Origin of the sequence: Bradyrhizobium sp. CCBAU 53421 (assembly GCF_015291625.1) — a bacterium.
In the GTDB taxonomy this organism is placed as follows: domain Bacteria; phylum Pseudomonadota; class Alphaproteobacteria; order Rhizobiales; family Xanthobacteraceae; genus Bradyrhizobium.
The window spans coordinates 79,900-104,161 of sequence record NZ_CP030047.1; the positions used below are offsets into that span (position 1 = coordinate 79,900).

18 protein-coding genes are annotated in these 24,262 nt (G+C 67.1%); 13 read left to right on the top strand and 5 right to left on the bottom strand.

The window, feature by feature from the left end; genetic code table 11:
• Positions 1–39 precede the first annotated feature (39 nt).
• The 3 genes from ggt to mutM all read right to left on the bottom strand — a co-directional run bounded on the left by ggt (position 40) and on the right by mutM (position 3,274).
• On the bottom strand, positions 40–1,719 hold the full coding sequence (gene ggt / locus XH92_RS00350; protein ID WP_194461038.1) for a gamma-glutamyltransferase: 1,680 nt from the start codon (positions 1,717–1,719) through the stop codon (positions 40–42).
• 108 nt (positions 1,720–1,827) lie between these two features.
• A complete protein-coding gene (locus XH92_RS00355) occupies positions 1,828–2,391 on the bottom strand; it encodes a GNAT family N-acetyltransferase (RefSeq protein ID WP_194457471.1) in 564 nt (187 codons plus the stop codon).
• Between the two features lies 1 nt (position 2,392).
• Positions 2,393–3,274 (bottom strand): bifunctional DNA-formamidopyrimidine glycosylase/DNA-(apurinic or apyrimidinic site) lyase, encoded by an 882-nt coding sequence (gene mutM / locus XH92_RS00360; RefSeq protein WP_194457472.1) that lies wholly within the window; start codon positions 3,272–3,274, stop codon positions 2,393–2,395.
• 119 nt (positions 3,275–3,393) lie between these two features.
• On the opposite strand from mutM, the gene ubiE reads away from it, so the two are divergent.
• From ubiE to XH92_RS00400, 8 genes are all read left to right on the top strand, one after another.
• Entirely contained in the window at positions 3,394–4,155 is a 762-nt protein-coding gene (gene ubiE, locus XH92_RS00365) for a bifunctional demethylmenaquinone methyltransferase/2-methoxy-6-polyprenyl-1,4-benzoquinol methylase UbiE (RefSeq protein ID WP_194457473.1), read from the top strand.
• On the top strand, positions 4,152–5,726 hold the full coding sequence (gene ubiB / locus XH92_RS00370; RefSeq protein WP_194457474.1) for a 2-polyprenylphenol 6-hydroxylase: 1,575 nt from the start codon (positions 4,152–4,154) through the stop codon (positions 5,724–5,726). Before ubiE ends, ubiB begins: the two co-directional genes overlap by 4 nt.
• Before the next feature lie 64 nt (positions 5,727–5,790).
• Positions 5,791–7,215: a bifunctional phosphopantothenoylcysteine decarboxylase/phosphopantothenate--cysteine ligase CoaBC gene (gene coaBC / locus XH92_RS00375; RefSeq protein ID WP_210345530.1), complete on the top strand. Its 1,425-nt coding sequence runs from the start codon at positions 5,791–5,793 to the stop codon at positions 7,213–7,215.
• On the top strand, positions 7,212–7,670 hold the full coding sequence (dut, locus tag XH92_RS00380) for a dUTP diphosphatase (protein ID WP_194457475.1): 459 nt from the start codon (positions 7,212–7,214) through the stop codon (positions 7,668–7,670). The genes coaBC and dut overlap by 4 nt, the downstream gene beginning before the upstream one ends.
• A 326-nt stretch (positions 7,671–7,996) precedes the next feature.
• Complete coding sequence (locus tag XH92_RS00385) at positions 7,997–10,507, top strand: PAS domain-containing sensor histidine kinase (RefSeq protein ID WP_194457476.1); 2,511 nt, start codon at positions 7,997–7,999, stop codon at positions 10,505–10,507.
• Positions 10,504–12,027 (top strand): tRNA (adenosine(37)-N6)-threonylcarbamoyltransferase complex ATPase subunit type 1 TsaE, encoded by a 1,524-nt coding sequence (tsaE, locus tag XH92_RS00390; RefSeq protein ID WP_194457477.1) that lies wholly within the window; start codon positions 10,504–10,506, stop codon positions 12,025–12,027. Before XH92_RS00385 ends, tsaE begins: the two co-directional genes overlap by 4 nt.
• 99 nt (positions 12,028–12,126) lie before the next feature.
• Positions 12,127–12,444, top strand: coding sequence for a PilZ domain-containing protein (locus XH92_RS00395; protein WP_194457478.1), 318 nt, complete (start codon positions 12,127–12,129; stop codon positions 12,442–12,444).
• Between the two features lie 179 nt (positions 12,445–12,623).
• Positions 12,624–13,346 carry a nucleotidyltransferase family protein gene (locus tag XH92_RS00400; protein ID WP_194461040.1) on the top strand — a complete coding sequence of 241 codons (723 nt, stop codon included), beginning with the start codon at positions 12,624–12,626 and terminating at the stop codon, positions 13,344–13,346.
• Positions 13,347–13,417: 71 nt separating this feature from the next.
• Here the strand turns inward: XH92_RS00400 and XH92_RS00405 are convergent, their stop codons facing one another.
• A complete protein-coding gene (locus tag XH92_RS00405) occupies positions 13,418–14,431 on the bottom strand; it encodes a DUF2891 domain-containing protein (protein ID WP_194457479.1) in 1,014 nt (337 codons plus the stop codon).
• Positions 14,428–15,354 (bottom strand): hypothetical protein, encoded by a 927-nt coding sequence (locus XH92_RS00410; RefSeq protein WP_246788156.1) that lies wholly within the window; start codon positions 15,352–15,354, stop codon positions 14,428–14,430. Before XH92_RS00410 ends, XH92_RS00405 begins: the two co-directional genes overlap by 4 nt.
• 91 nt (positions 15,355–15,445) lie before the next feature.
• Between XH92_RS00410 and XH92_RS00415 the strand changes: the two genes are divergently transcribed.
• The 5 genes from XH92_RS00415 (at position 15,446) to XH92_RS00435 (ending at position 24,211) form a co-directional block, all read left to right on the top strand.
• A complete protein-coding gene (locus XH92_RS00415) occupies positions 15,446–16,366 on the top strand; it encodes a LysR family transcriptional regulator (protein WP_194457480.1) in 921 nt (306 codons plus the stop codon).
• Positions 16,367–16,446: 80 nt separating this feature from the next.
• A complete protein-coding gene (addB, locus tag XH92_RS00420; RefSeq protein ID WP_194457481.1) occupies positions 16,447–19,593 on the top strand; it encodes a double-strand break repair protein AddB in 3,147 nt (1,048 codons plus the stop codon).
• A complete protein-coding gene (addA, locus tag XH92_RS00425; protein ID WP_194457482.1) occupies positions 19,554–23,063 on the top strand; it encodes a double-strand break repair helicase AddA in 3,510 nt (1,169 codons plus the stop codon). The genes addB and addA overlap by 40 nt, the downstream gene beginning before the upstream one ends.
• A 115-nt stretch (positions 23,064–23,178) precedes the next feature.
• Complete coding sequence (gene trxA / locus XH92_RS00430; protein ID WP_016847387.1) at positions 23,179–23,499, top strand: thioredoxin; 321 nt, start codon at positions 23,179–23,181, stop codon at positions 23,497–23,499.
• A gap of 253 nt (positions 23,500–23,752) precedes the next feature.
• Positions 23,753–24,211, top strand: a complete 459-nt coding sequence (locus XH92_RS00435) for a DUF2231 domain-containing protein (protein WP_194457483.1) — start codon at positions 23,753–23,755, stop codon at positions 24,209–24,211.
• Positions 24,212–24,262: the final 51 nt, after the last annotated feature.

A 24,262-nucleotide genomic window follows, 5' to 3' on the forward strand; every position in this document is an offset into this window, starting at 1 on the left:
ATGGTGCTCGGTTCAACCTGTCAAACAGCGTAGTCGACCTCACCTCAACGCAAACCGCACCCCGGCACGAGCAAGGCCGCCGGCAATGCCGACCGGCGTGCCGTCGGCGCGCCAGCAGGCCGCGCCCGACATGGTGCCGTCGCCGTGGAACTGGATCGCGTTCATGCCGCCGGCAACCGTCGGCACGACCTGCACCTTGTGGCCTTTCGCCGACAGCGCGGTACGAATGCTCTCCGGCACCGCCTGCTCGACCTCCAGCGCATTGCCCTCGGTCCACACCCGCGGCGCCTCGACCGCCTCCTGCAGGTCCATGCCGTGATCGATCAGATTGATCAGCGCCTGCATCGCGCTCGGGAAGATACGCTTGCCGCCGGGCAGCCCGAGTGCGTAAGCCAGTTTGCCGTCGCGCAGCGCCATCATCGGCGACATCGAGGTGGTGACGCGCTTGCCTGCCGCCAGCGACAGTGCGTGGCCCGGCCGCGGATCGAACAGGTTCATGTAATTGTTCGGCACGGTGCCGAGGCCCGGGATCAGGATCTTGGCGCCGAACAGATTGTTGATGGTCTGGGTGGTCGCGACCACGTTGCCCATCGCATCCGCCGCGGTCATGTGCGTGGTGTGCGCGCCTTCGAGCTGGCTGACGCCGGCACCCCACACCTGCGCACGATCGGGATCGATGGCGCGGCGGCGCTCGTCGGCGTAGGCCTTCGAGGTCAGCCGTTCCACCGGCACGTTGATATAGGCGGGATCGCCGCTTGCGGCTTCGCGATCGGCAAAGGCGATCTTCAGCACCTCGGCAAGATAATGGATCGTCTCGGCCGTGCCGAAGCCGAGGCGCGCGATGTCATAACCTTCGAGGATGTTGAGCATCTCCGTGATGTGCACGCCCGACGCCGCGGGCGGCGGGGGCCCGAGGATTTCCCAGCCGCGATAGTCGCAGCGGATCGGCTGCCGCTCGACTGTCTTGTAGGTCGCGAGATCGCCCTGCGCGATGAAGCCGCCATTCTTTTTCATGTAGTCGACCAGGATGTCGCCGAGCGGCCCCTGGTAGAGCGCGTTGTCGCCATGATCGGCGATGTATTTGAGCGTCTCGGCATATTCCGCCTGCACCACGCGCTCGCCCGGCTTCAGCGGCTTGCCGTCGGGCAGATAGATCGCCGCAATCGGCTTGTCCTTCAGCATCTCCGCGGCGCCGTCGGTGATGCATTCGTGCAGATAAGGCGTCGCCGCGTAGCCGCGCGCGGCATGCTTGATCGCGGGCTGCATCACGTCGGCCAGACTCATGGTGCCGAAGCGGCGCAGCGTTTCGCACCAGGCCTTCAGCGACCCCGGCACCGCGACCGCCTTCGGCCCGTTCAGATTCTCGTTGCCGACGGTGTCGAACACGTCATGCGCCGAACCGGGCTTCGAGGTGTAGGTATCCGGCTTCACCGCCTGCGGCACCGTGCTCTGGCCGTCGATGAAGCGATGGCTGCCGTCGGCGAGACGAATATGCGCCATGCCGCCGCCGATGATGCCGACCATCATCGGCTCGACCACGGTCAGCGTGAACAGAGTGGCGATCGCCGCGTCGATCGCATTGCCGCCGGCAGCTAACATCTCGGCGCCGGCGCTCGATGCCAGCGGATGATTGCTCACCACCATGCCGCGGCTGCTGGTAGCCGGCTGCTTCTCGCACTGAAAGCTGGTCGCGGCACGATCGCGCCAGTTGCCGTTCATCGCCATTGTGTTCTCGTTTTTTGGGGAGCGATGGGCGCCATGTTCTCCGGCCTCGCAGGCGCGGTCAAGCCGCCGCAACCTTCCTCGCGGCGGCATTCGCAACTGGGGTCACGTCGCCGCGCGATCGCGCAGCCAGGTCTCGCGCGTGACCTTCCACTTCTCCGCCCGTGACTCGCCATTGTGGTGCGAAAGCTCGACGAAGCCGACAAATTCGGCGCCGGTCTTCTGCTTGACCCGGCGCGAGGCGACGTTGGACTGCGCGTTGCAGACATGGAAGTGATCGAGGCCGAGCGTCAGGAAGGCGAAATCATTCACCGCGGCGATCGCCTCGGTCATGAGACCCTGGTTCCAGTAAGGCTCGGCGAGCCAGAACCCGCGATTGCCCTTGCGACCGTCGGCGCGCGGACGGAAATTGATGTTGCCGATCGCCCCGCCATCGCCGGCACGCAACACCAGCACCCATTGATAGCTTTCCTCGCCGGCGGCGATCTTGTCGAGCTCGCGCTTGATAAAGCTCTCGGCGCCGTCGTCGGGATACGGCCACGGCACCACGGTGGCGAGCGTCCTGATCACGTTCCAATTGTTGAAGTGACGCTGGATCGCTGCGGCATCCGACAGTGCAAGCGGCCGCAGGATCAGGCGTTGCGTCTCGATGCGTGGCGTCGCGAACATGCTATTTCTGGCACTTCGGGCACCAGAACGTGGAGCGGCCGTTCTGGGTGAAGCGCCGGACGATGCCCCCGCAGCCAGAGGTGCGGCAGGTCTCGCCCTCACGGTCGTAGACCTGGAACGAATGCTGGAAATAGCCGAGATCGCCGTTGGTCAAGCGATGGTCGCTGATCGAGGAGCCGCCGGCCTTGATCGCCTGGTTGAGCACCGAATGGATCGCGTTGACGAGCCGCCTGGCGTGGTCGGTGGGCTCGGCTTTCTTCGTTGCAAGCGTCGCGGCCAATCGCCGCGGCGACAGATGCGAGCGAAACAGCGCCTCGCAGACATAGATGTTGCCAAGTCCCGCCACCACGCGCTGATCGAGCAGCGCGGCCTTCAGGCTGGTCTTCTTGTTGTGGCAGGAGCGCGCCAGCATCGCCGCATCGAACTCGTTGCCGAGCGGCTCGGGGCCGAGCCCCTTCAGCAGCGGTTCATCCTCGATCGCATTGCGGGCGATGATCTTCATGTAGCCGAAGCGCCTGGGATCGTTGAACACGACGGCCGCGCCCGACGACATGTGGAACACGACGTGATCGTGCGCGCGGTCCTCGCTGCGCGGATGGTGGAATTGCCCCGGCGCCGCCGCGCCCTCCTGCTTCAGCACGCGAAACGAGCCCGACATGCCGAGATGCATCAGCAGCACATCGCCGGAGTTCAGGTCCGCCATCAGATATTTGGCACGGCGGCCGAGCCCGGTGATGGTCCGGCCCTCGAGGCGGGCGATAAAGTCTTTTTGAAACGGAAACCGCAAATCCTTGCGGCGGGCCTCGGCCTTGAGGATTTTGGACCCTTCCATGGCCGGTTGCAGGCCACGGCGGACGGTCTCGACTTCGGGTAATTCCGGCATGGCAGGCATTCACCTTTTGGAAGTGACGTGATAGCGCCATTGCGGCCGCCGCGCTATGGTTTGGCTGGGGCGTTTTCGAGCGAAGAAAACGCGACCAACAAGGGTAAGAGTTCTGAGTGATGGATCGGCCGGATCAAACCACCCATTTCGGCTTCAGGGACGTGCCCCTGGGCGAGAAGCAGACGCTGGTGAACGACGTGTTTCACAGCGTGGCGTCGCGCTACGACCTGATGAACGATCTGATGTCGGCAGGCCTGCACCGGGCCTGGAAGGACGTCATGATCACGGCGCTCGACCCGCCAAAGGGCGACCGGCCGTTCGCGCTGCTCGATGTCGCCGGCGGCACCGGCGATATCTCGTTCCGGGCCGCCAGAAGCGCGGGCGCCGGCTTCCATGCCACGGTCTGCGACATCAATACCGACATGCTCGCGGTCGGCCGCGAGCGCGCCACCAGGCAACATCTCGACGACCACGTGTCGTTCGTCGAAGGCAATGCCGAGACGCTGGGCTTCGCCGACCGTTCGTTCGACGCCTACACGATCGCGTTCGGCATCCGCAACGTGCCGCAGATCGACCTCGCACTGCGCGAAGCCTACCGGGTGCTCAAGCCCGGCAGCCGCTTCCTGTGCCTGGAATTCTCCACCGTCGACGTGCCCGGCCTCGACAAGATCTACGATCTGTTCTCCTTCAAGGTGATCCCGCCGCTCGGCCGCGCCGTCACCGGCGACGCCGAGTCCTATCAATATCTCGTCGAGTCGATCCGCAAATTCCCGCGGCCGAGCGCGTTCGCCGACATGATCGGCGCCGCCGGCTTCGCCCGCGTGAAGTGGCAGAGCCTCTCCGGCGGCATCGTGGCGCTGCATTCGGGCTGGCGTTTGTGATCTCTGCATTTTCCCACATCGCGCGCCTTGCCCGCGCCGGTTTCGTGTTTGCGCGCGAGGGCGTGTTCGGCGTCGTCGATCCCGCGCTGGTGCCGCCGCCCGGGCAACTCGCACTGAAGCTGGCGCGGCTGATCGAGCGCCGCACCGCCAAGTCCGGTCCGCGGCTGTCGCGCGCGCTGACCCGGCTCGGGCCCGCTTATCTCAAGCTCGGGCAATTCCTCGCCACCCGGCCCGACGTGGTCGGCGTCGCGATGGCGCGCGATCTCGAAAGCCTGCAGGACCGGCTGCCGCCGTTCGCGCAGGAAGAGGCCGAGACTGTCATCGCGCAATCGCTGGAACGGCCGCTGGCGCAGGCCTTTGTGCAGCTCGGTCCGGCGGTCGCCGCCGCCTCGATCGCACAGGTGCATCGCGCCGAGGTCGAGCGCGACGGCGTGCGGCACCAGGTTGCGGTCAAGGTGCTCCGACCCAACGTCGCCGCACGCTTCCGCCGCGACCTCAGCGACTTCTTCTTTGTCGCGCACAAGGCGGAGGCGCATTCCGCCGAGGCGCGGCGCCTGCGGCTGATCGAGGTCATCAACACGATGTCGCGCTCGGTCGCGATGGAGATGGACCTGCGGCTCGAGGCGGCCGCGCTGTCCGAGATGGCCGAGAACACCCGCGACGATCCGGATTTCCGCGTGCCCGCGGTGGATTGGGATCGCACCGCGCACAGCGTGCTGACGATGGAGTGGATCGACGGCATCGCGCTGAACGATCACGCCCGGCTGAAGCAGGCCGAGGTCGATCTGCCCGACCTCGGCCGCAAGGTGATCCAGAGCTTCCTGCGCCATGCGCTGCGCGACGGCTTCTTCCACGCCGACATGCATCCGGGCAACCTGTTCCTCGACGAGACCGGCCGCCTCGTTGCCGTGGATTTCGGCATCATGGGGCGGCTCGGGCTGAAGGAGCGGCGCTTCCTCGCCGAGATCCTGCTCGGCTTCATCACCCGCGACTATCGGCGGGTCGCCGAGGTGCATTTCGAGGCCGGCTATGTGCCCGGTCATCATTCGGTGGAGAATTTCGCGCAAGCCATCCGCGCCATCGGCGAGCCGATCCACAACCGTACCGCCGAGGAAATCTCGATGGCGAAGCTCTTGACGCTTCTGCTCGAGGTCACCGGCCTGTTCGACATGCAGACGCGGCCCGAACTGATCCTGCTGCAGAAGACCATGGTGGTGGTCGAGGGCGTGGCGCGCGGCTTCGACCCCAAGCTCGACATCTGGAAGATCGCCGACCCCGTCGTGCGCGAATGGATCACGCAGAATCTCGGCCCGGCCGGACGCATCCAAGGCGCGCTATCGGGTGTTGGCGAGCTCAGCCGCATCATCGCCAACCTGCCGTCGATCGCCAACCGCGCCGTGACGGTGCTCGAACAGTTGGAGACCATGACGCTGGAGGGCCACATGTTGTCGTCGGATTCGATCGACGAAATGGCCCGCGCCGAGGCCCGCAAGGCGCGGGTGCAGACCGTCGGCCTCTGGGTCATTGCGATCGCCTCCATCGCGATCTTTTTCGCCATCCGGGCGCACTGATTGCAATGCATGCACTATATGATAGCATCGCTATCATATTTGAGCATGATGCCGGGGGCATGCCATGGCCAGCCTGACCATCCGCAAACTCGACGACACGCTGAAGGCCTATCTGCGGCTGCGCTCCGCCAGGAACGGGCGCTCGGTCGAGGAGGAGATCCGGGTCATCCTCCGGGACCTCGCAGACGGCGGTACGGAGCCCGCTGAGGCGCCCGGCGCGGGTTCCCTGGCGGTTGCAGCCCCCGCTCCACGGGTCACCGGCGTGGCCGGCGAGCCCCGCGTGACCCTGATCATCGGCGGCGGCATCGCGGCCTACAAGGCGCTGGATCTGATCCGGCGGCTCAAGGAGCGGCACATCCAGGTCCGCTGCGTGCTGACCAAGGCGGCCCAGCAGTTCGTCACGCCGCTGGCCGCCAGCGCGCTGTCGCATGAGCGCGTCTACACCGACCTGTTCGACGCCGAGAGCGAGTTCGACGCCGGCCATATCCGCCTGGCGCGGGACTGCGATCTGATCGTGGTGGCACCGGCGACCGCCGACCTGATGGCCAAGATGGCGCAGGGCCACGCCGACGACCTCGCCACCGCCACCTTGCTGGCGGCCAACCGGCCGATCCTGCTGGCGCCGGCGATGAACCCGCTGATGTGGAACAACCCGGCCACCCGCCGCAACGTGCTGCAACTGCGCCGCGACGGCGTCCACACGGTCGGCCCCAACGCCGGCGAGATGGCGGAGGCCGGCGAGGCCGGCATCGGGCGGATGGCGGAACCTGTCGAGATCGCCGCCGCCGCCGACCGCATGCTGCGGCCACCGCAGCCGCGCCCGCTCGCCGGCAAGCGCGTGCTGATCACCGCCGGCCCGACCCATGAGGCGATCGATCCGGTCCGCTACATCGCCAACCGCTCGTCCGGCAAGCAGGGCTTTGCCATCGCCGCCGCCGCGCGTGCCGCCGGCGCCGAGGTGGTGCTGGTGACCGGCCCGGTCGAGCTCGGCGACCCCCAGGGCATTTCCGTGATGCGCGTGGAGTCCGCGCGCGACATGCTGCACCGGGTCGAGGCGGCGCTGCCGGTCGACGTCGCGATCTTCGCGGCTGCGGTCGCCGACTGGCGGGTCGCGACCGAAGGCAGCCAGAAACTGAAGAAGACCGCGGCCGGCATGCCGCCGCTGCAACTGGTCGAAAATCCCGACATCCTCGCGACGATTTCGAAGCTGAAGGAGAAGCGGCCGCCGCTGGTGATCGGCTTTGCCGCCGAGACCGAGCATCTGATCGAGAACGCCAAGGCCAAGTTCGCGCGCAAGGGCTGCGACTGGATCGTCGCCAACGACGTCTCGCCGGCAACCGGCGTGATGGGCGGTGACCGCAATACCGTTCATCTGCTCTCGCGCGAGGGCAAGGATGTCACCGTCGACTCCTGGCCGGTCATGACCAAGGAAGAGGTCGCGACCGCGCTGGTGTCGCGCATCGCCAGAGCCGTAGGAACCGCATCGTGAGCGCCACCATCAAGGTCGAAGTCCACCAATTGCCGCATGGCGCAGATCTTCTGCTGCCGATCTACCAGACCGCCGATGCGGCCGGCCTCGACCTGCTTGCGGCGGTGCCGCGGTCGGCACCGCTGCTACTGCTGCCGGGGCGCTACGAGATGGTTCCGACCGGGCTGACGATCGCGCTGCCGCCGGGCTATGAGGCGCAGGTGCGGCCGCGTTCCGGCCTCGCCGCCAAATACGGCGTCACGGTGCTGAACTCGCCCGGCACGATCGACGCCGACTATCGCGGCGAGATCAATGTGCTGCTGATCAATCACGGCCACGAGGTATTCTCGATCCGGCGCGGCGAGCGCATTGCGCAGATGGTGATCGCACCGGTCACAAGGGCCGAGCTGGTTCCGGTCGACGTGCTGCCGCCGACCGGGCGCGGCAGCGGCGGCTTCGGCTCGACCGGACGCTAAAGCGCGACGACAAGTGTGCGGACCTCTCCGCGAGATCACGCTTCGAACGCGCGCTCCGCACGAATACGGAGTCAATTCGCGTAAAATCCACGTCAGCCGCCGCATTTTTTCACAGCGGATTCTGCGTTCACGGTCTGGACTCTTACTCGCCGAGTCCCGTTGGGACTATTCTGGATTGATTCGAGCGCGACGGGGGGTCTTCGTCGGGCTGTCGGGTCCTGCTTGGGCATGATCCCCGGACAAACGTCCAACGTTTGCCGTGAGGGAATACCGGTTCTGCTGTTTTCCGGATCATGCCTTAAGGTTTGTGCGTTCTGGGGCAACATATGTCGGGCGTAGTCGCGGCAATGCGTCGAACCCTGCTGTCATGCACCTCACTGGCGCGCGACGGCATGCTTGGGCTCGCCATCACCGCATTGCTGCCGGCTCGCACCTCGTTCGCCGCCGAGAGCCTGGTGACCCAGGCGCTGTCGGATCATTTCGGCTTCAATCACCAGGAGGTCGCGGTTCTCGCGACGTCGTTCGCGCTGGTCGGCTTCTCCGCCGTCGCCGCGATCCTCCTGATGCGCACCCGTCTGCGCGCGACGCGGAACGAGGAGCAGCTGCAGTCCGAGATCACGGACCTGCAGGCGCAATCGGACCGGCTGCGCGCGCTGCTGTTCGTCGAACCGCAGGTGCTGATCTCCTGGGCCGCGGGCGACAACCGGCCGCAGATCTCGGGCGACGTCTCGCTGGTGATGTCGCAGGAGAGCGCGCCGCAACGCATCCTGGCATTCGGAACCTGGCTGCCGCCCGAGCCGGCGCTGCAGATGGACCACGCGGTCGACGCGCTGCGCGAGAAGGGCGAGGCGTTCCTGCTCAACCTCTCGACCTCGGCCGGCCGCGCCATCGAGGCGATGGGCCGCGCGATCGGCGGCCAGGCCATCGTGCGGATCCGCGAACTCGGCGGCCTGCGCCGCGAACTCGCCGAATCCAACCTGCGCTACAAGACGCTGCAGGAGGAGACCGAGCTGCTGCGCGATTTCGCCGCCGCCGCGCCGTGGCCGATCTGGGCCAAGAGCCTCGAGGGCAATCTGCGCTATGCCAACGCGGCCTATGTCCGCGCCACTGAGGGCAAGAGCGTGTCGGACGCGCTGCAGCGGAACCTCGAGCTGCTCGAAAGCGACCAGCGCAGCGAACTGACCCGCGCGCTGAACGACAATGCCAATTATGCCGCACGACTGCCGATCGTGGTCAGCGGCGAGCGGCGGATCTACGACGTCCAGGCGCTGAAACTCTCCGGCGGCAGCGCCGGCATCGCGATCGACGCCAGCGAAGCCGCGGCGCTGCGCGCGGCGATCGCGCGGATGGTCGAGGCGCACCGGCGCACCCTCGACCAACTCTCCTCGGGCGTCGCGGTGTTCGATGCCGACCGGCGGCTCACCTTCTACAACGAGTCGTATCGGCGGCTGTGGGGCCTCGACCAGGCCTTCCTCGACAGCAATCCCGACGATTCCAGCGTGCTCGACCGGCTGCGCGCCAATCGCAAGCTGCCCGAGCAGCCGGACTTCCGCGCCTGGAAGGCCAAGCTGCACGAGGCCTATCGCGCGGTCGAATCCGAGAGCTACACCTGGTTCCTGCCCGACGGCCGCGCCATCAGCGTCGTCACCACGCCGAACCTCGAGGGCGGCGTCACCTACCTGTTCGACAACGTCACCGAGAGCCTCGACCTTGCGCGCCGCTACGACCGCCTGACGCGAGTGCAGCGCGAGACCCTCGACAATCTCGGCGAAGCGGTCGCGGTGTTCGGCAGCAACGGCCGCGCGGAACTGTTCAATCCGCCGTTCGCCAAGATGTGGAAGCTGCCGGCCGATGCGCTGCAGGGCGAACCGCACATCGAGGCGGTGGAAGCGCTGTGCCGGCCGCTATTCGACGACGCCCTGACCTGGCGGACGCTGCGCGAATCGATCACCGCGATCGAGAACCGCGCCCAGGTCGCGCTCAAGCTCGAGCGCAGGGACGGCAGCGTGCTGAACTGCATGACCGTCCCGCTGCCCGACGGCAAGACCTTGCTGGCCTTCCAGGACATCACCGACACCGAGAATGTCGAGCGGGCGCTGCGCGAGCGCAACGAGGCGCTGGAGGCCGCCGACCAGATGAAGGTGGATTTCGTCCACCACGTCTCCTACGAGCTGCGCGCGCCGCTCACCACCATCATCGGCTTCGCGCATTTCCTCAGCGATCCCTCGACCGGACCGCTGACGCCGAAGCAGGCCGAATATCTCGACTACGTCACCAAATCGACCAACGCGCTGCTGGCGCTGACCAACAACATTCTCGATCTCGCCACCATCGACGCCGGCGCGATGAAGCTCGAGCTCGGCCCGGTCAATATCGGCCAGGCGATCGAGGCCGCCGCCGAAGGCATCCAGGACCGTCTCGCGACCGACCGCATCACGCTGAAGGTCGATATCGAGCCCAATATCGGCGCCTTCATCGGCGACGAGCGGCGCGTGGTGCAGGTGCTCTACAATCTGCTCGCCAACGCGGTCGGCTTCTCGCCGCATGACGCCACCGTCACGATCAGCGCGCAGCGCACCGAGCATAGCGTGGTGTTTTCGGTGACCGACGCCGGTCCCGGCATTCCGGCCGAGATGCGCGACAAGGTGTTCAACTGGTTCGAGAGCCATTCGCACGGCTCGCGGCATCGCGGCGCGGGGCTCGGCCTGTCGCTGGTCCGCTCCTTTGTCGAACTGCATGGCGGACGGGTGCGCGTCGATTCGACCGTAGGCCGCGGCACGACCGTGACCTGCGACTTCCCGATCGACCAGACCGCACATCGCAACGCTGCTGAATGACGGCGACCTCGACATTCTCGGTGGCGCTCGCGAACGAAACCGCGACGTCAGAGCTGATGGCCGACCTCGCGCTGCTGATCGGCGCCGGCGACGTCATCACGCTGTCGGGCGATCTCGGCGCCGGCAAGACCGCGGCCGCCCGCGCGCTGATCCGCTACATCGCCGCCGACGATGCGCTGGAAGTGCCGAGCCCGACCTTCACGCTGGCGCAGACTTACGAGCTGCCGTCGTTTCCGCTGGTTCACGCCGACCTCTACCGGATCAACGATGCCAGCGAGCTCGAGGAGATCGGGCTGTCGCCCATGCCGGACGACATCGTCGCGCTGATCGAGTGGCCCGAGCGCGCGCCCGACGCCATGCCCGCTGACCGCATCGACATCGCGTTCAGCCACCGTCCGGCGCTCGGATCGGCGGCGCGCGCGGCCGAGATCACCGGCTATGGCAAGGGCGCGGCGAAGGTCGCGCGGCTCCACGAGCTGCGCCAGTTCCTCAAGCGCGCGGGCTTCCTCAACGCCCGGCGCGAGCGGATGCCGGGCGATGCCTCGACGCGCTCCTATGCGCGGCTGCGCAACGACGACGGCAGCGTCATCCTGATGAACTCGCCGCGCCGTCCCGACGGCCCGGCGATCTACAGCGGCCAGTCCTACAGCGCAGCAGTGCATCTCGCCGAGGACGTCCGGCCGTTCGTCGCGATCGGAAACGGCCTGCGCAAGCATGGCTTCTCCGCACCCGCGATCCGCCACATCGATCTCGAATCCGGCTTCCTCATCACCGAGGATCTCGGCGCCGAGGGCGTGATCGAGGGCGATCCGCCGCAGCCGATCGCCGAACGGTACGAGGCCGCGGTCGACATGCTGGCGGCGCTGCATCGCGAGGTGCTGCCGGAGCAACTGCCGCTGACATCGCACGAGAGCTACGACATCCCCGTGTTCGACATCGACGCCTGGCTGATCGAGATCGGGCTGATGCTGGAATGGTACCTGCCCGACCGCGGCGTGCAGGTAAGCGAGGAGCTCCGCACCGACTTCCTCGGGATGTGGCGTGGCGTCTTGCAGAAGCCCGCCGCGGCACCGCAGACCTGGGTGATCCGCGACTTCCATTCGCCGAACATCATCTGGCTGGCCGAGCGCACCGGCATCCTGCGCGTCGGCATCATCGACTTCCAGGACGCGCTGCTCGGCCCTGCGGCCTATGACGTGGTGTCGCTGCTGCAGGATGCCCGGATCGACGTGCCCGAGCAGCTCGAGCTGTCGCTCCTGACCCGCTACATCAAGGCGCGGCGCGCCACCGACGAGAACTTCGATGCCGCAGGCTTCGCCGAGCTCTATGCGATCATGTCGGCGCAGCGCAACACCCGCCTGCTGGGCACCTTTGCGCGGCTCAACCGCCGCGACGGCAAGCCGCAATATCTGAAGCACCAGCCGCGGATCTGGACCTACCTCGAACGGTCGCTGGCCCATCCGGCACTGGCCACCTTCCGCATCTGGTACACAGCCAACGTCCCTCCCCCAGTACCTTAGTTTACGGGTTATTAGCCGTTTATTAGTCTTGGGTCTCCTAAGGTTGCGGAGGCCGCATGTCATCCAGGGTGCGGCCTGATCGGGGAGCAGGACCACACGATGGGGACGGAACGACGCAAGGGCGATCGTGTCACGTTTGAGCGCGGCATAGCCGCGCACATGATGGGCATTGACGGCACCTGGCGGCGCGACTGCACCATGGAAGACGTGTCGGAGACGGGCGCCAAGCTCTCCGTCGAAGGCTCGGTCGAGGGCCTGAACCTGAAGGAGTTCTTTCTACTGCTGTCGTCCACAGGATTGGCCTATCGCCGCTGCGAATTGGCGTGGGTCAATGGCGACCAGATCGGCGTCAACTTCCTTAAACAAGGCGACAAGAAGAAGAAAACTGCCAAACGCGGCGCGCAAGCCGACGTCTAGAGCATGATCCGGAGAGAGGAGACGGCTTTCCGGCAAGATCATGCTCCAACGGGCGCAAAGGTCGCCATTGCCGTCTTACGGCCGTCATGTCCCGTGACTATGGCGTCTGATCGATGTGCTTGCCGAATCGCCGTGATATGATCGGCGCATGAGAGATAATGACCGAGAATATCCGGAAGATGCCCGTCACTCCCCATAAAGCCATGGTGCTCGCTGCGGGTCTCGGCGTGCGCATGCGTCCCCTGACCAACACGATGCCGAAGCCGCTGGTCAGTGTCGCCGGCCAGCCGCTGCTCGACCATGTGCTCGACAAGCTCGCCGGCGCCGGCGTCAGCGAAGCGGTCGTGAACGTGCATTATCTGCCCGACCAGATCATCGAGCACGTCAAACCCCGCAGCCTCCCGCGCGTGATCATCTCCGACGAGCGCGACGAGGTGCTCGGCACCGGCGGCGCTGTCGTGAAGGCGCTGCCGCTGCTCGGCGAGGCGCCGTTCTTCCATCTCAACGCGGACACGATGTGGATCGACGGCGTGCGCTCCAACCTGGCGCGGTTGGCGGAAACCTTCGACCCCGCGCGGATGGATATTCTGCTGCTGATGGCACCGACCGCCTCGAGCATCGGCTATAGCGGGCGCGGCGACTATTCGATGTTGCCGGACGGCGCGCTGCGCAAGCGCCGGGAGAACCAGGTCGTGCCGTTCGTCTATGCCGGTGCCGCGATCATGTCGCCGGCGCTGTTCGCCGACGCGCCGGCCGGCGAATTCTCGCTGACCAAGATGTTCGACCGCGCCAACGAGCAGGAGCGGCTGTTCGGCCTGCGCCTCGATGGCGTCTGGATGCATGTCGGGACCCCCGACGCAATCCAGGCCGCAGAAGACGCTTTCCTGGAAAGCGTCGCGTAGAGCGTTTTCGAGCGAAGTGGATACCGGTTCGCGTGAAGAAAACGCGTCAAGACTAGAATCTGGCGCCGCCCTCAACCCTCGACATCGATAGCGAGCACCGCAAAACTCGCGAGCCAGTGTTCGCCCATATAGTCGCCGGCGATATGCGGCAGGCCGGCGTCGAGATGATCTCGCGCAGCATCGAGCAGGATCGGGCGACGCGCATCGGCTTCCGGCAACGCGCCGGCGAGCGCGCGCCAGCACCAGGCTCGGCTGAGATTGAGTCCGTCGAGATGCGCAAGCTTGCCGTCGGTGCGATCGGTGACCGTCGCGGGCCGGAACAGGGTTGCGGGCTTGCGCTCTGCGAGCCGTGGCAGGAAACGGTCGAACCAGGGCAGGAAGTCGCCCGGCGACAGCAGCCGGCGCATGCATTCCGCTTCGATCAGCGCGGACGACTGGAAATCGTCGCCGCTCGGCTCACCCCAGGCGGGGCAATCCTGATCGGCGCCGTACCAGCGCAGCGCGGTCTCGCGCAGCAGCGCACCGAGCGCATCGTCCTGCGTCACCGCGGCGTAGTCGGCGGCCATCCGGAGCCCGAACGCGGTGTTGAAATGGGTGCCGACCCGCACCGGATAGGTGGCGAGCGGCAGGAAATCGCGAAAGCGCTGGCCGAAGATTGCGGCCAGCGGCGCGATCTGCTCGCGCCAGCGCGTCTCGTCGAGCAGCGAGAGCTCTGCCGCGAGCTTCAGCAGCCAGCCCCAGCCGTAGGGCCGCTTGAAACCGCGCGCCGTCGGCGCCGCCAGATAGGCACATTCGGCCGCGACCTTCTCCGTGACAAACTGCGCGTCGAACAGAGTGCGGATCTCGTCCGCTACTTCGGACGCCGGATAACGGCGCAACAGCCGGGCGAGCATCCAGGTGCTGTGGACGCAGGAGTGCCAGTCGTAGCTGCCGAAGAACACCGGATGCAGCTCGCGCGGCGTGCGTGCGTCCTGCGGCCCGGCCAGCACATGATCCGGCTTGTTCGGATATTCGCGCGTGACATGGCCGAGCGCGATGCGGGCGAAGCGGACGGCGAGGTGTTCGGTCAGGATCGTCTCGCTCATGATGAGGCTTTCTCCCTGCGCTCGCGCCGAACCAGCATCTCGATCAGCCGCGGCATCATATAGATCGGAAACTGTGTGGCGGCGAAGAACAGCGCCGTCATCGGCGACACCGCCGCGCCCATCGCCGACCAGACCAGCCCGACATTGCGGTTGCTGAGAATGAGGCCCGTGGTCAATCGTTCGGCCAGCGGTCCCGGCGTGAGCAAGGCGCCGAACGCCTGCAAAGCGAGATTGCAGGCGAAGGCAAGGCCCACCAAGGTCAGCGCGGTGGCCGGCTGCGCTTCGATCTGTGCACGCACCCCCGCCATGGTCGAGATCGCGAACACGAGCAGCGAGGCGAGCACAAGCGCGTCGATGATATGCGAATGCTGCACCAATCGCGCAGCAGCCTGACGGCGCAGCAAGAGCGCCAGCGCGCCGGCGCCGACAACCAGCAGCGCGAGCCGCGCGGCGAGCGCCAGCGGATCGAGCGCAAGACCGGCAAACCCCGCTGCGATCAGCGGCACCGTCACCGGGGCCAGCGCCATCGACAGCAGCGTCACGGCGAGCGGAATGGTCGCGTCGAAGCCGAGCATGCGCGCGACCGCGGCGGTGCCGGTCGATGGCGGCGCGCACACCGACAGCACCAACGCGACGATCAGCTCCGGCCGGAATCCGGCGCCGCGTGCTACGAAGCCGACCGCAAGCGGGCAGGCCAGCATCGCCAGCGCCGGCAGCAGCAGCGAGACCAGCGGACGCCCCAGCGCCCGCCGGAACGCCGCGCCGTCGACCTGGAGAAAGGTCCCGAGCACCAGGACAAAGATCGCCGCCGCCATCAGCGGCCGCACGCTGGCCGCCAGGGCAGGGAAAGCCAACCCGGCCAGGACACCGATGACCAGCAGTGTCGGCCCGCGCGGCATTAATCTCGCGAATGATCGTCCCAAGTCGTTCCGCCTTGTCGCCATGTCCGGCGCGACCGTAGGCTCAGGCAAATCATTGTTGAAATCGATTATTCTTATAGCCAGTATTGTTGTAATGAATTTAGCCGCCGTCGATCTCAACCTGTTGGTCGCCTTCGAGGCGCTGATGGAGGAGCGCCACGTCACCCGCGCGGCCGAGCGCATCGGGCTCGCCCAGCCATCGATGAGCAGCGCCTTGCGCAGGCTGCGCGCGCTGTTTGCGGACGAACTGTTCCTGCGCGCCGGCGCCGGCATGCAGCCGACCGAGAAGGCATTGGCGCTGGCCGGGCCGATCGGCGAGGCGTTACGGCAGATCAGGGGCGCGCTGGCGCCCGACCGGAGCTTCGATCCGGCCATCGCACGCCGGCGTATCACCATCGCTGCGACCGATTATGGCGACCTCGTTCTGGTGCCGGAACTGAGCCGCTTGCTGCGCATGGAAGCACCTAATATCGACCTTGCCGTACGGCCGCTGACTGACACGACGGCAGCGCTGGCAAAACTCGAGCGCGGCGAACTCGATGCACTGATCGGCGGCCATCTGCCGGACTCGCCGCGCTGTGTCCGGCACCGCCTGTTCGAGGAACGCTTCGTCTGCATCCGCGACGGCGCGCGTGCGAGCCGATCGGAAGCCCTCAGCCTGGAGGATTATGCGACCCTGCCGCACGCGCTGTTCTCGGCGGCCGGCGGCGACGGGCTGCCGAGCGTGATCGACGCGCTGCTGGCCCGCCATCGGCTGAAGCGGCGGGTGGCGGTGACGCTGGCGCATGTGGTGGCCGTTCCCTTCGCCGTGGCCGGCACCGATCTCATCGCCACCATGGCCGAACGCGTCGCCCGGCGCTTCACGCATCTTGCCGAAATCGCCGTCGTGATGCCGCCGATCGACATCGCCGCCTTCGCGATCGACCTGATCCATACGGTCCGCGCGGCCGAGGATCCGGCGCTGCGCTGGTTCCTGGATGCCGTCGATCGCGCCGCCGGCCAGCTGCGTCATTGAGCTGTTATGGCTGACCTGCGGGGGTGGCTAACGATGGTCGCCGCTTCCTATATTGGCGCCTGATTCGAATAAGGCAGCCCATGCGCGTTTTCAGCGTTCCCGTCTCTGCGCCGTTCCTGCGCACCGTCATTTCGGCGCTGGTCGATGGCCGGCTGGTCCCGGGATTCGAGGCGCGACACGATCCTGCAAAGCTCGCCGGCGCCACGCTCTATCTGCCGACCCGCCGCGCCGGACGGCTGGCGCGCGAAATCTTCCTCGATGTGCTCGATTCCGACGCCGCGGTGCTGCCGCGCATCGTCGCGCTCGGCGAGATCGACGAGGACGAGCTTGCCTTCGCCGACCAGGGCGAAGACGTCGGCGGCGCCGCACCGCTGGAGATCCCGCCGAGACTCGGCGAGCTCGAGCGACGGCTGACCTTGGCACATCTGGTCGCGGCCTGGGCGAAGACACCGGTGTCGGCGCCGCTCGTGGTCGGCGGCCCCGCCTCGACCTTGCAGCTCGCCGGCGACCTCGCGCGGCTGATGGACGACATGGTGACGCGCGGCGTCGACTGGCGCGCACTCGACCGCCTGGTGCCGGACCAGCTCGACAAATACTGGCAGCATTCGCTCGAATTCCTGCGCATCGCGCGCGACGCCTGGCCCAGCTACCTCAAGGAGATCGGCCGGATCGAACCCGCCGCGCGGCGCGATCTGCTGATCGAGGCGGAAGCGGCCCGGCTGACCGCGCATCCCACGGGCCCGGTGATTGCGGCCGGTTCGACCGGCTCGATGCCGGCCACGGCGAAATTCCTGCACGCGGTGGCGAAGCTTCCGAACGGCGCCGTGGTGCTGCCCGGGCTCGACACCGATCTCGACGAAGATTCCTGGGACACGATCGGCGGCGAGCGCGGCGACGACGGCAGATTCAAAACGCCGCCCTCGTCGAACCACCCGCAATTCGCGATGCACGCGCTGCTCGACCGCTTCGGCATCAAGCGCCGCGATGTCGAGAGCCTCGCTGAGCCTGCGCCGCAGGGACGCGAGGTGCTGGTGTCGGAGACGATGCGCCCCTCGACCGCGACCGCGCAGTGGCACGACCGGTTGGAGCGACCCGAGATCGTGGCGCGGATTTCCGCCGGGATGACCAACCTCACCGTGGTCGAGGCGCCCAATCCGGAGATGGAGGCGCTGGCGATTGCGGTCGCGATGCGCGAGGCGCGGCATCTCGGCAAATCGGCCGCGCTGGTGACGCCGGATCGCGCGCTGGCGCGCCGCGTGATGGCCTCGCTGACGCGCTGGAATCTGGAGTTCGACGATTCCGGCGGCGACGCGCTGATCGAAACCCCGGCCGGCGTGTTCGCCCGTCTCACCGCGGAGGCCGCGGCCAAGGGACTGGAGCCGCCGACCTTGCTCGCGCTGCTCAAGCATCCGCTGTTCCGGCTCGGCGGCGCCCATGGCGCACTGAAGCGCGCGACCGAGGTGCTGGAGATAGCGCTGCTGCGCGGCACCCGGCCGCAAGCGGGAAGCGGCGGCCTCGCGCGCGACTTCGCGCGTTTCCGTGCCGAGCTCGTCAAGCTGCATGGCGGCGAGACCTCGTCGCTGCACGCGATGGAGCCGCGCGCCCGGCTGCGCGACAATGAGCTGAACCAGGCCGAGGGCCTGATCGCCAGATTGCAGGCAGCGCTGGCGCCGCTCGAAGGCATGGCGTCGTCGAAACCCTATGACTTCGCCGAGCTGGCCGCGCGTCATCGCGAGGCGCTGATCGCGCTGTCGGCCGATCAGAACGGCGTCGCCATCGTGTTCGAGGAGCGCGCCGGGGCGTCGCTGGCGTCCGCTTTCGACGAGCTGCTCGCCAAGCAGCAGCCGAGCGGGCTGGCGACGCCGCTCGCCGATTACCCCGAGGTGTTCCAGACCGCGTTCGCCGACCGCATGGTGCGGCGGCCGGAATCGGCGCGCGCGCAGCTCAACATCTTCGGCCAGCTCGAGGCACGCCTGACCGAATCGGATCGCGTCATCCTCGGCGGTCTGGTCGAGGGCGTCTGGCCGCCGGCGCCGCGGGTCGATCCGTGGCTGAGCCGGCCGATGAGGCACGAGCTCGGGCTCGATCTCCCCGAGCGGCGCATCGGCCTCTCTGCGCACGACTTCGCGCAGCTGCTCGGCCATGACGAGGTGATCCTCACTCACGCCGCCAAGGTCGGCGGCGCGCCGGCGGTCGCTTCGCGCTTCCTGCATCGGTTAGAGGCGGTTGCGGGCGAGGCGCGCTGGAAGGCGGCGACAACGGCCGGCGAAACCTACGTGCAATATGCCGCCGAGCTCGACCGGCCCGATACGGTCGAGCCGATCCCGCAGCCGGAGCCGCGGCCGCCGCGCGAGGCGCGGCCGCTGAAAATGTCGGTCACCGCGATCGAGGACTGGTTGCGCGATCCCTACACGATCTATGCGCGCTACATCCTGAAACTCGATCCGCTCGATCCCGTCGACATGCCGCTGTCGGCGGCCGATCGCGGCTCGGCGATCCACGAGGCGCTCGGCGAGTTCACGCAAACTTACGCCGACGCACTGCCTCCCGACACCATGCGCACGCTGCGCGAGATCGGCGCCAGGCATTTCGCACCGCTGATGGAGCGGCCGGAGGCGCGCGCGCTGTGGTGGCCGCGCTTCCAGCGCATCGCGGCGTGGTTCGCCGAATGGGAGCAGGCCCGGCGCGGCAATATTGCGGCGATCAAGGCCGAGATCCGCGGCGAGATCGGCATCCCGCTCGACGACGCCAGGACATTCGTGCTCTCGGCGCGCGCCGATCGCATCGAGCGACGCGACGACGGCAGCTTTGCGATCCTCGACTACAAGACCGGGCAGCCGCCGACCGGCAAGCAAGTGCGGATGGGCCTGTCGCCGCAGCTGACGCTGGAAGCCGCGATCCTGCGCGAGGGCGGCTTTGCCGAGATCCCGGCCGGACGCTCGGTCGGCGACCTCGTCTATATCAGGCTGAGCGGCAACAACCCGCCGGGCGAGCAGCGTTCGCTGGAACTGAAGATCAAAACCAGCGACACGCCGCAGCCGCCCGATGAAGCCGCCGACAGCGCGCGGCGCAAGCTGGAAGCGCTGATCCGCGCCTTCGACGACGAGAGCCAAGCCTACACCTCGCTGAACCTCTCGATGTGGGCCAATCGTTACGGCGCCTATGACGACCTCGCGCGGATCAAGGAATGGTCCGCGGCCGGCGGCCTGGGGATCGAGGAACGGTGAAGGCACCCAGACCCATCCCGCCGGCGGTGCGCGACGCGCAGGCGCGCGCGTCCGATCCGAAGGCGTCGACCTTCGTGTCGGCCAATGCCGGCTCTGGCAAGACCCACGTGCTGGTGCAGCGCGTGATCCGCCTTTTGCTGTCAGGCGTGCCGCCGGAGAAGATCCTCTGCATCACCTTCACCAAGGCGGCCGCGGCCAACATGGCCGAACGCGTGTTCACGACGCTCGGCCATTGGGTGACGCTGGATGATGCCGGGCTCGATGCCGCGATCCGCGAGGCCGGCATTGCGCATCCCTCCGCCTCGCTGCGGCGCGAGGCGCGAAAACTGTTTGCTTGCGCGCTGGAGACGCCCGGCGGGTTGAAGGTGCAGACCATTCACGCGCTGTGCACCCGATTGCTGCAACAGTTCCCGTTCGAGGCCAACGTGCCGGCGCGCTTTGCCGTACTCGACGACCGCGACCAGAACGAGATGATGGAACGCGCCAATCTCGCGGTGTTCCTCGAAGCGTCGCGGATTCCCGACAGCCCCATCGGCCGCGCGCTGCGAACGGCGATGGCAAATGCCGCCGACGTCACCTTCAAGGAGGTGGTCCGCGAGGCCTGCCTCAGCCGCGACCACTTCATGGCCTGGACCGATGCCGCCGGCAACGCCGCGGCCGCAGCCGCGCAGATGTCGGCCGCGCTCGGCGTTCCTTCCGATATTCGCATCGAGGATGTCGAGCGCGAGATCGTCGACGGACCGAACCTGCCGCGCGCGAGCTGGAAGGAGCTGGCGACGCTGCTCGACACCAGCAGCAAGGCGGACCAGAAGCAGGCCGAGCGGCTGCGCAGCGCGCTGACCTTTACCGGCGCGGCCCAGGTCGATGAATATCTCGGCGTATTCCTGACCGACGACCGCGCGCCGCGCGCGTCGGTCATCACCAACAGCTTCATCAAGAAGAACGCCGTCGCGGGCCATCGGTTCGAGGCGGAGATCGACCGGCTCGGCCCCTTGATCGAGCGCCGCCGCGCCGTGGTCGCGCGCGATCGCACCGAGGCGCTGATCCATATCGCGACCGCGGCTGCCGCGCACTACCGGCGCGAGAAGCTGGAGCGCGGCCTGCTCGACTATGACGATCTGATCGACAAGACGCTGGCGATGCTCGACCGCGTCTCCTCGGGCTGGGTGCATTACAAGCTCGACCGCGGCGTCGATCACGTGCTGATCGACGAGGCGCAGGATACCAGCCCGCGGCAATGGGACATCGTCGCGCACATCATCTCGGAATTCACCTCCGGCGCCGGCGCGCGCGACGGCCTCGTGCGCACGGTGTTCGCGGTGGGCGACGAGAAGCAGTCGATCTTCTCGTTCCAGGGCGCCGCACCGCGCGAATTCGATCTGCGCCGGCGCGAGCTGAAGCGGCGGTTCGAGGAGGCCGGGCTGAAATTCGATCCGGTGTCGTTCACCTATTCGTTCCGCTCCGGGCCGGTGATCCTGCATTCGGTCGACCATGTGTTCCGCGAGCAGGAGATCTTCCGCAGCATTCATGCGGTCGAGAACGGCTATCCGATCCATAATGCGATGACTGACGCCGGCCCCAGCCTGATCGAGCTGTGGGATCTCGCCGTCGCCGACGACCGCCAGGACATCGAAGGCTGGCGCGCGCCGTTCGATGGCGTCTCGGTGACCAGCCCCGAGGTGAAGCTGGCGCGGCGCATCCAGGCCGAGATCAAGCGTCTCGTCTCCAGCGGCACCATGACCGGCAGCGAAGGCGGACGGCGGCCATTGCGTTACGGCGACATGCTGATCCTGGTGCGGCGGCGCGGCAACGCCTTCGACGCGGTGATCCAGGCACTGAAGCACGCGGGCATCCCGGTCGCCGGCGCCGACCGGCTGAAGCTGACCGAGCACATCGCGATCATCGACCTGATGAACCTCGCCGACGCGCTGCTGCTGCCGCAGGACGACCTCGCGCTCGCTGTGGCGCTGAAGAGCCCGCTGTTGGGCCTCGACGACGACGACCTGTTCAAGCTGGCGTATCAGCGTCGCGGCTCGCTGCGCGAGGCACTGACCGCGCAGGCACCGAGCGACGAACGGTTCGCGGCGGCGCTGGGGCGGCTCGAACAATGCGAGCGCCGCTTCACCGCGGAGACGCCGTTTGCGTTCTACGCCTGGCTGCTCGGCGGCGACGGCGGGCGCGCCCGTATCCTGCGCCGGCTCGGCCACGAGGCCAATGACGCGCTCGATGAATTCCTCGAACTGGCGCTGAGCTATGAGCGCAAGGCACCGGCCTCGCTGCAGGGCTTCATTGCCTGGCTGCGCGCCGCCGACACCGAGGTGAAGCGCGACATGGAGATCTCGCGCGACGAGGTCCGCGTCATGACCGTGCACGGCGCCAAGGGCCTCGAGGCATCGGTGGTGTTCCTGGTCGACACCACGACCTCGCCGTCGGACACACAGCGGCTGCGACTGATCCATCTGCCGCAAGGCAACGCGGCGCCGAACGCGCCCGGCGTCGTGGTGTGGGCGGGCAAGAAGGCCGAGGATCCGCCCGGCGTCGCCGACGCGCGCAAGGCGATGCTCGGCGACACCGAGGACGAATATCGCCGCCTGCTCTATGTCGCGATGACGCGTGCGGCCGACCGGCTGATCGTCGGCGGCTGCATGCCCGGCAACATGAACACGGTGCGGAAATCCTCCTGGTACGATCTGATCACCAAGGGGCTCGCCAATGCCGGGCTGAAGCTCGAAGAGATCGAGATGCCGTCTGGCAAGGTGATGCGCTATTCGCGCCCGGACGACGCGGCCGATCTCACCGGCGCTGCGGCGTCAACGGCGGTAGCGCCGATCGCGCTGCCGTCCTGGCTGCGGACGGCGGCCGCACCTGAAGCCTCCGCGATGGGTGTGCTCCGCCCATCCGACCCGGCTGACGGCGACAGCCATCCGATCCGAACCGGCGAATCGGTGCTGCTGCGCGCCCGCGCCCTGCAACGCGGCACGCTGGTGCATCGCCTGCTGCAATCGCTGCCCGATGTCGCGGTGGAACGAAGGCTCGGCGCGGCGCTCGGCTATCTTGCGCGCAACGCCGATGGCTGGAGCGAGGAAGAGCGCGCGGCGCTGGCTCGCCAAGTGGTCGCCCTGACCGTCGATCTGCGCTTCGCGCCGGTGTTTGCCCCCGGCAGCCGTGCCGAGGTTTCGATCGTGGGCCGGCTGGAGCGGCCGGGCCAGCCGAAGGCGCTGGTCTCGGGCCAGATCGACCGGCTGATGGTGACGCCGAATGAGGTCCTGATCGTCGATTTCAAGACCAACCACGCCCCGCCAAAGACCGCCGCCGAGGCCCCCAAGGGTTATATCCGGCAGCTCGCGCTGTACCGTGCGGTGCTGGCAAAGCTTTATCCCCAAAGGATCATCCACGCCGCCCTGCTCTGGACCGAAACCCCTGAAATGATGGAGATTTCCGCCCACGCGCTGGACGCCGGGCTGGCATAAGTTCATGTCGGCGTGAGCGAGCTTGACCCGGCAAGGGGGCATTCATACGTTTGCCCCATGCTCCCGGGCGCGATTCTCAACCGCGCCCTTTGTCTCAACCGAACGAGGTACTCACATGGCCGTTGGCAAGGTTTCTGACGCCGATTTCGAAGCCGAAGTGCTCAAGGCGACCGGGCCGGTGGTCGTCGACTTCTGGGCCGAATGGTGCGGCCCCTGCCGCATGATCGCGCCCGCTCTCGATGAGATTTCCGGCGCGATGGGCGACAAGGTCAAGATCGTGAAGCTCAACGTCGACGAGAGCCCGAAGACCGCGTCGAAGTATGGCGTGATGTCGATCCCGACCCTGATGATCTTCAAGGGCGGCGAGATGGCCTCCCGTCAGGTCGGCGCCGCGCCGAAGGCCAAGCTGCAGCAGTGGATCACCGCTGCGGTCTGATCCGTTTCGAATTAGCTGATTTGTGCAAACGGCCGGCGTCATGCCGGCCGTTTTGCTTTGCGCAAGACGCCCTGCTCGGAAGCAGTGTTCTTGCAAAGGTCGGTGGATATGCGATGCGAGCCCACATATGGCCAATCTCGCCCGCGGCACGGTCAGTCGTCGCGGCATCCCGATCCTGCTGTCGCCCCGCCGCGAATAGGAACCCGAGCGATCGGCGCAAGTTCTGGTGTCAAATGGCCCTCAGGAGGGATCCATGTCGAACCCCAGATCAACCGCGCAGGTCGCGGGACATCCTATCCATCCGATGCTGATTCCATTTCCGGTCGTATGCTTTGTTTTGACCTTCGTTGCCGATCTCGCATTCTGGAAGACGGGCACTGACTTCTGGTCCAGTGCCTCGCTCTGGCTGCTTGGCATCGGCTTGATCATGGCCGCACTCGCCGCCGTCGCCGGCGTGATCGATCTCCTCGGAGACGATCAGGTCCGCAACCTGTCCGATGCGTGGCAGCACGCCGGCGGGAACGTGATCGCGGTGCTGATCGCGCTGTTCAATTGGTATTCGCGCTTCGAGCACGGCGCATCAGCCATCGTGCCGACCGGCCTCGCCCTATCGCTCATCGTGGTCCTGATCCTGCTGTTCACCGGCTGGAAGGGCTGGGAGATGGTCTATCGCGAGCATGTCGGCGTGTCCGACGAGGCGCATATCCACTAGCTGGCGAATCCGCCATGTAGCCCGGATTTCGCTGCGCTCCGTTCGGGCTGC

Bases quoted from the DNA above. Each gene is read 5' to 3' on its own strand.
- ubiE (WP_194457473.1), top strand. From the start codon at position 3,394: ATGGATCGGCCGGATCAAACCACCCATTTCGGCTTCAGGGACGTGCCC.
- XH92_RS00395 (WP_194457478.1), top strand. From the start codon at position 12,127: ATGGGGACGGAACGACGCAAGGGCGATCGTGTCACGTTTGAGCGCGGC.
- XH92_RS00405 (WP_194457479.1), bottom strand. From the start codon at position 14,431: ATGAGCGAGACGATCCTGACCGAACACCTCGCCGTCCGCTTCGCCCGC.
- mutM (WP_194457472.1), bottom strand. From the start codon at position 3,274: ATGCCGGAATTACCCGAAGTCGAGACCGTCCGCCGTGGCCTGCAACCG.
- XH92_RS00355 (WP_194457471.1), bottom strand. From the start codon at position 2,391: ATGTTCGCGACGCCACGCATCGAGACGCAACGCCTGATCCTGCGGCCG.
- XH92_RS00400 (WP_194461040.1), top strand. From the start codon at position 12,624: ATGCCCGTCACTCCCCATAAAGCCATGGTGCTCGCTGCGGGTCTCGGC.
- addB (WP_194457481.1), top strand. From the start codon at position 16,447: ATGCGCGTTTTCAGCGTTCCCGTCTCTGCGCCGTTCCTGCGCACCGTC.
- XH92_RS00385 (WP_194457476.1), top strand. From the start codon at position 7,997: ATGTCGGGCGTAGTCGCGGCAATGCGTCGAACCCTGCTGTCATGCACC.
- addA (WP_194457482.1), top strand. From the start codon at position 19,554: ATGGTCCGCGGCCGGCGGCCTGGGGATCGAGGAACGGTGAAGGCACCC.
- XH92_RS00415 (WP_194457480.1), top strand. From the start codon at position 15,446: ATGAATTTAGCCGCCGTCGATCTCAACCTGTTGGTCGCCTTCGAGGCG.
- ggt (WP_194461038.1), bottom strand. From the start codon at position 1,719: ATGAACGGCAACTGGCGCGATCGTGCCGCGACCAGCTTTCAGTGCGAG.
- XH92_RS00435 (WP_194457483.1), top strand. From the start codon at position 23,753: ATGTCGAACCCCAGATCAACCGCGCAGGTCGCGGGACATCCTATCCAT.
- tsaE (WP_194457477.1), top strand. From the start codon at position 10,504: ATGACGGCGACCTCGACATTCTCGGTGGCGCTCGCGAACGAAACCGCG.
- trxA (WP_016847387.1), top strand. From the start codon at position 23,179: ATGGCCGTTGGCAAGGTTTCTGACGCCGATTTCGAAGCCGAAGTGCTC.
- coaBC (WP_210345530.1), top strand. From the start codon at position 5,791: ATGGCCAGCCTGACCATCCGCAAACTCGACGACACGCTGAAGGCCTAT.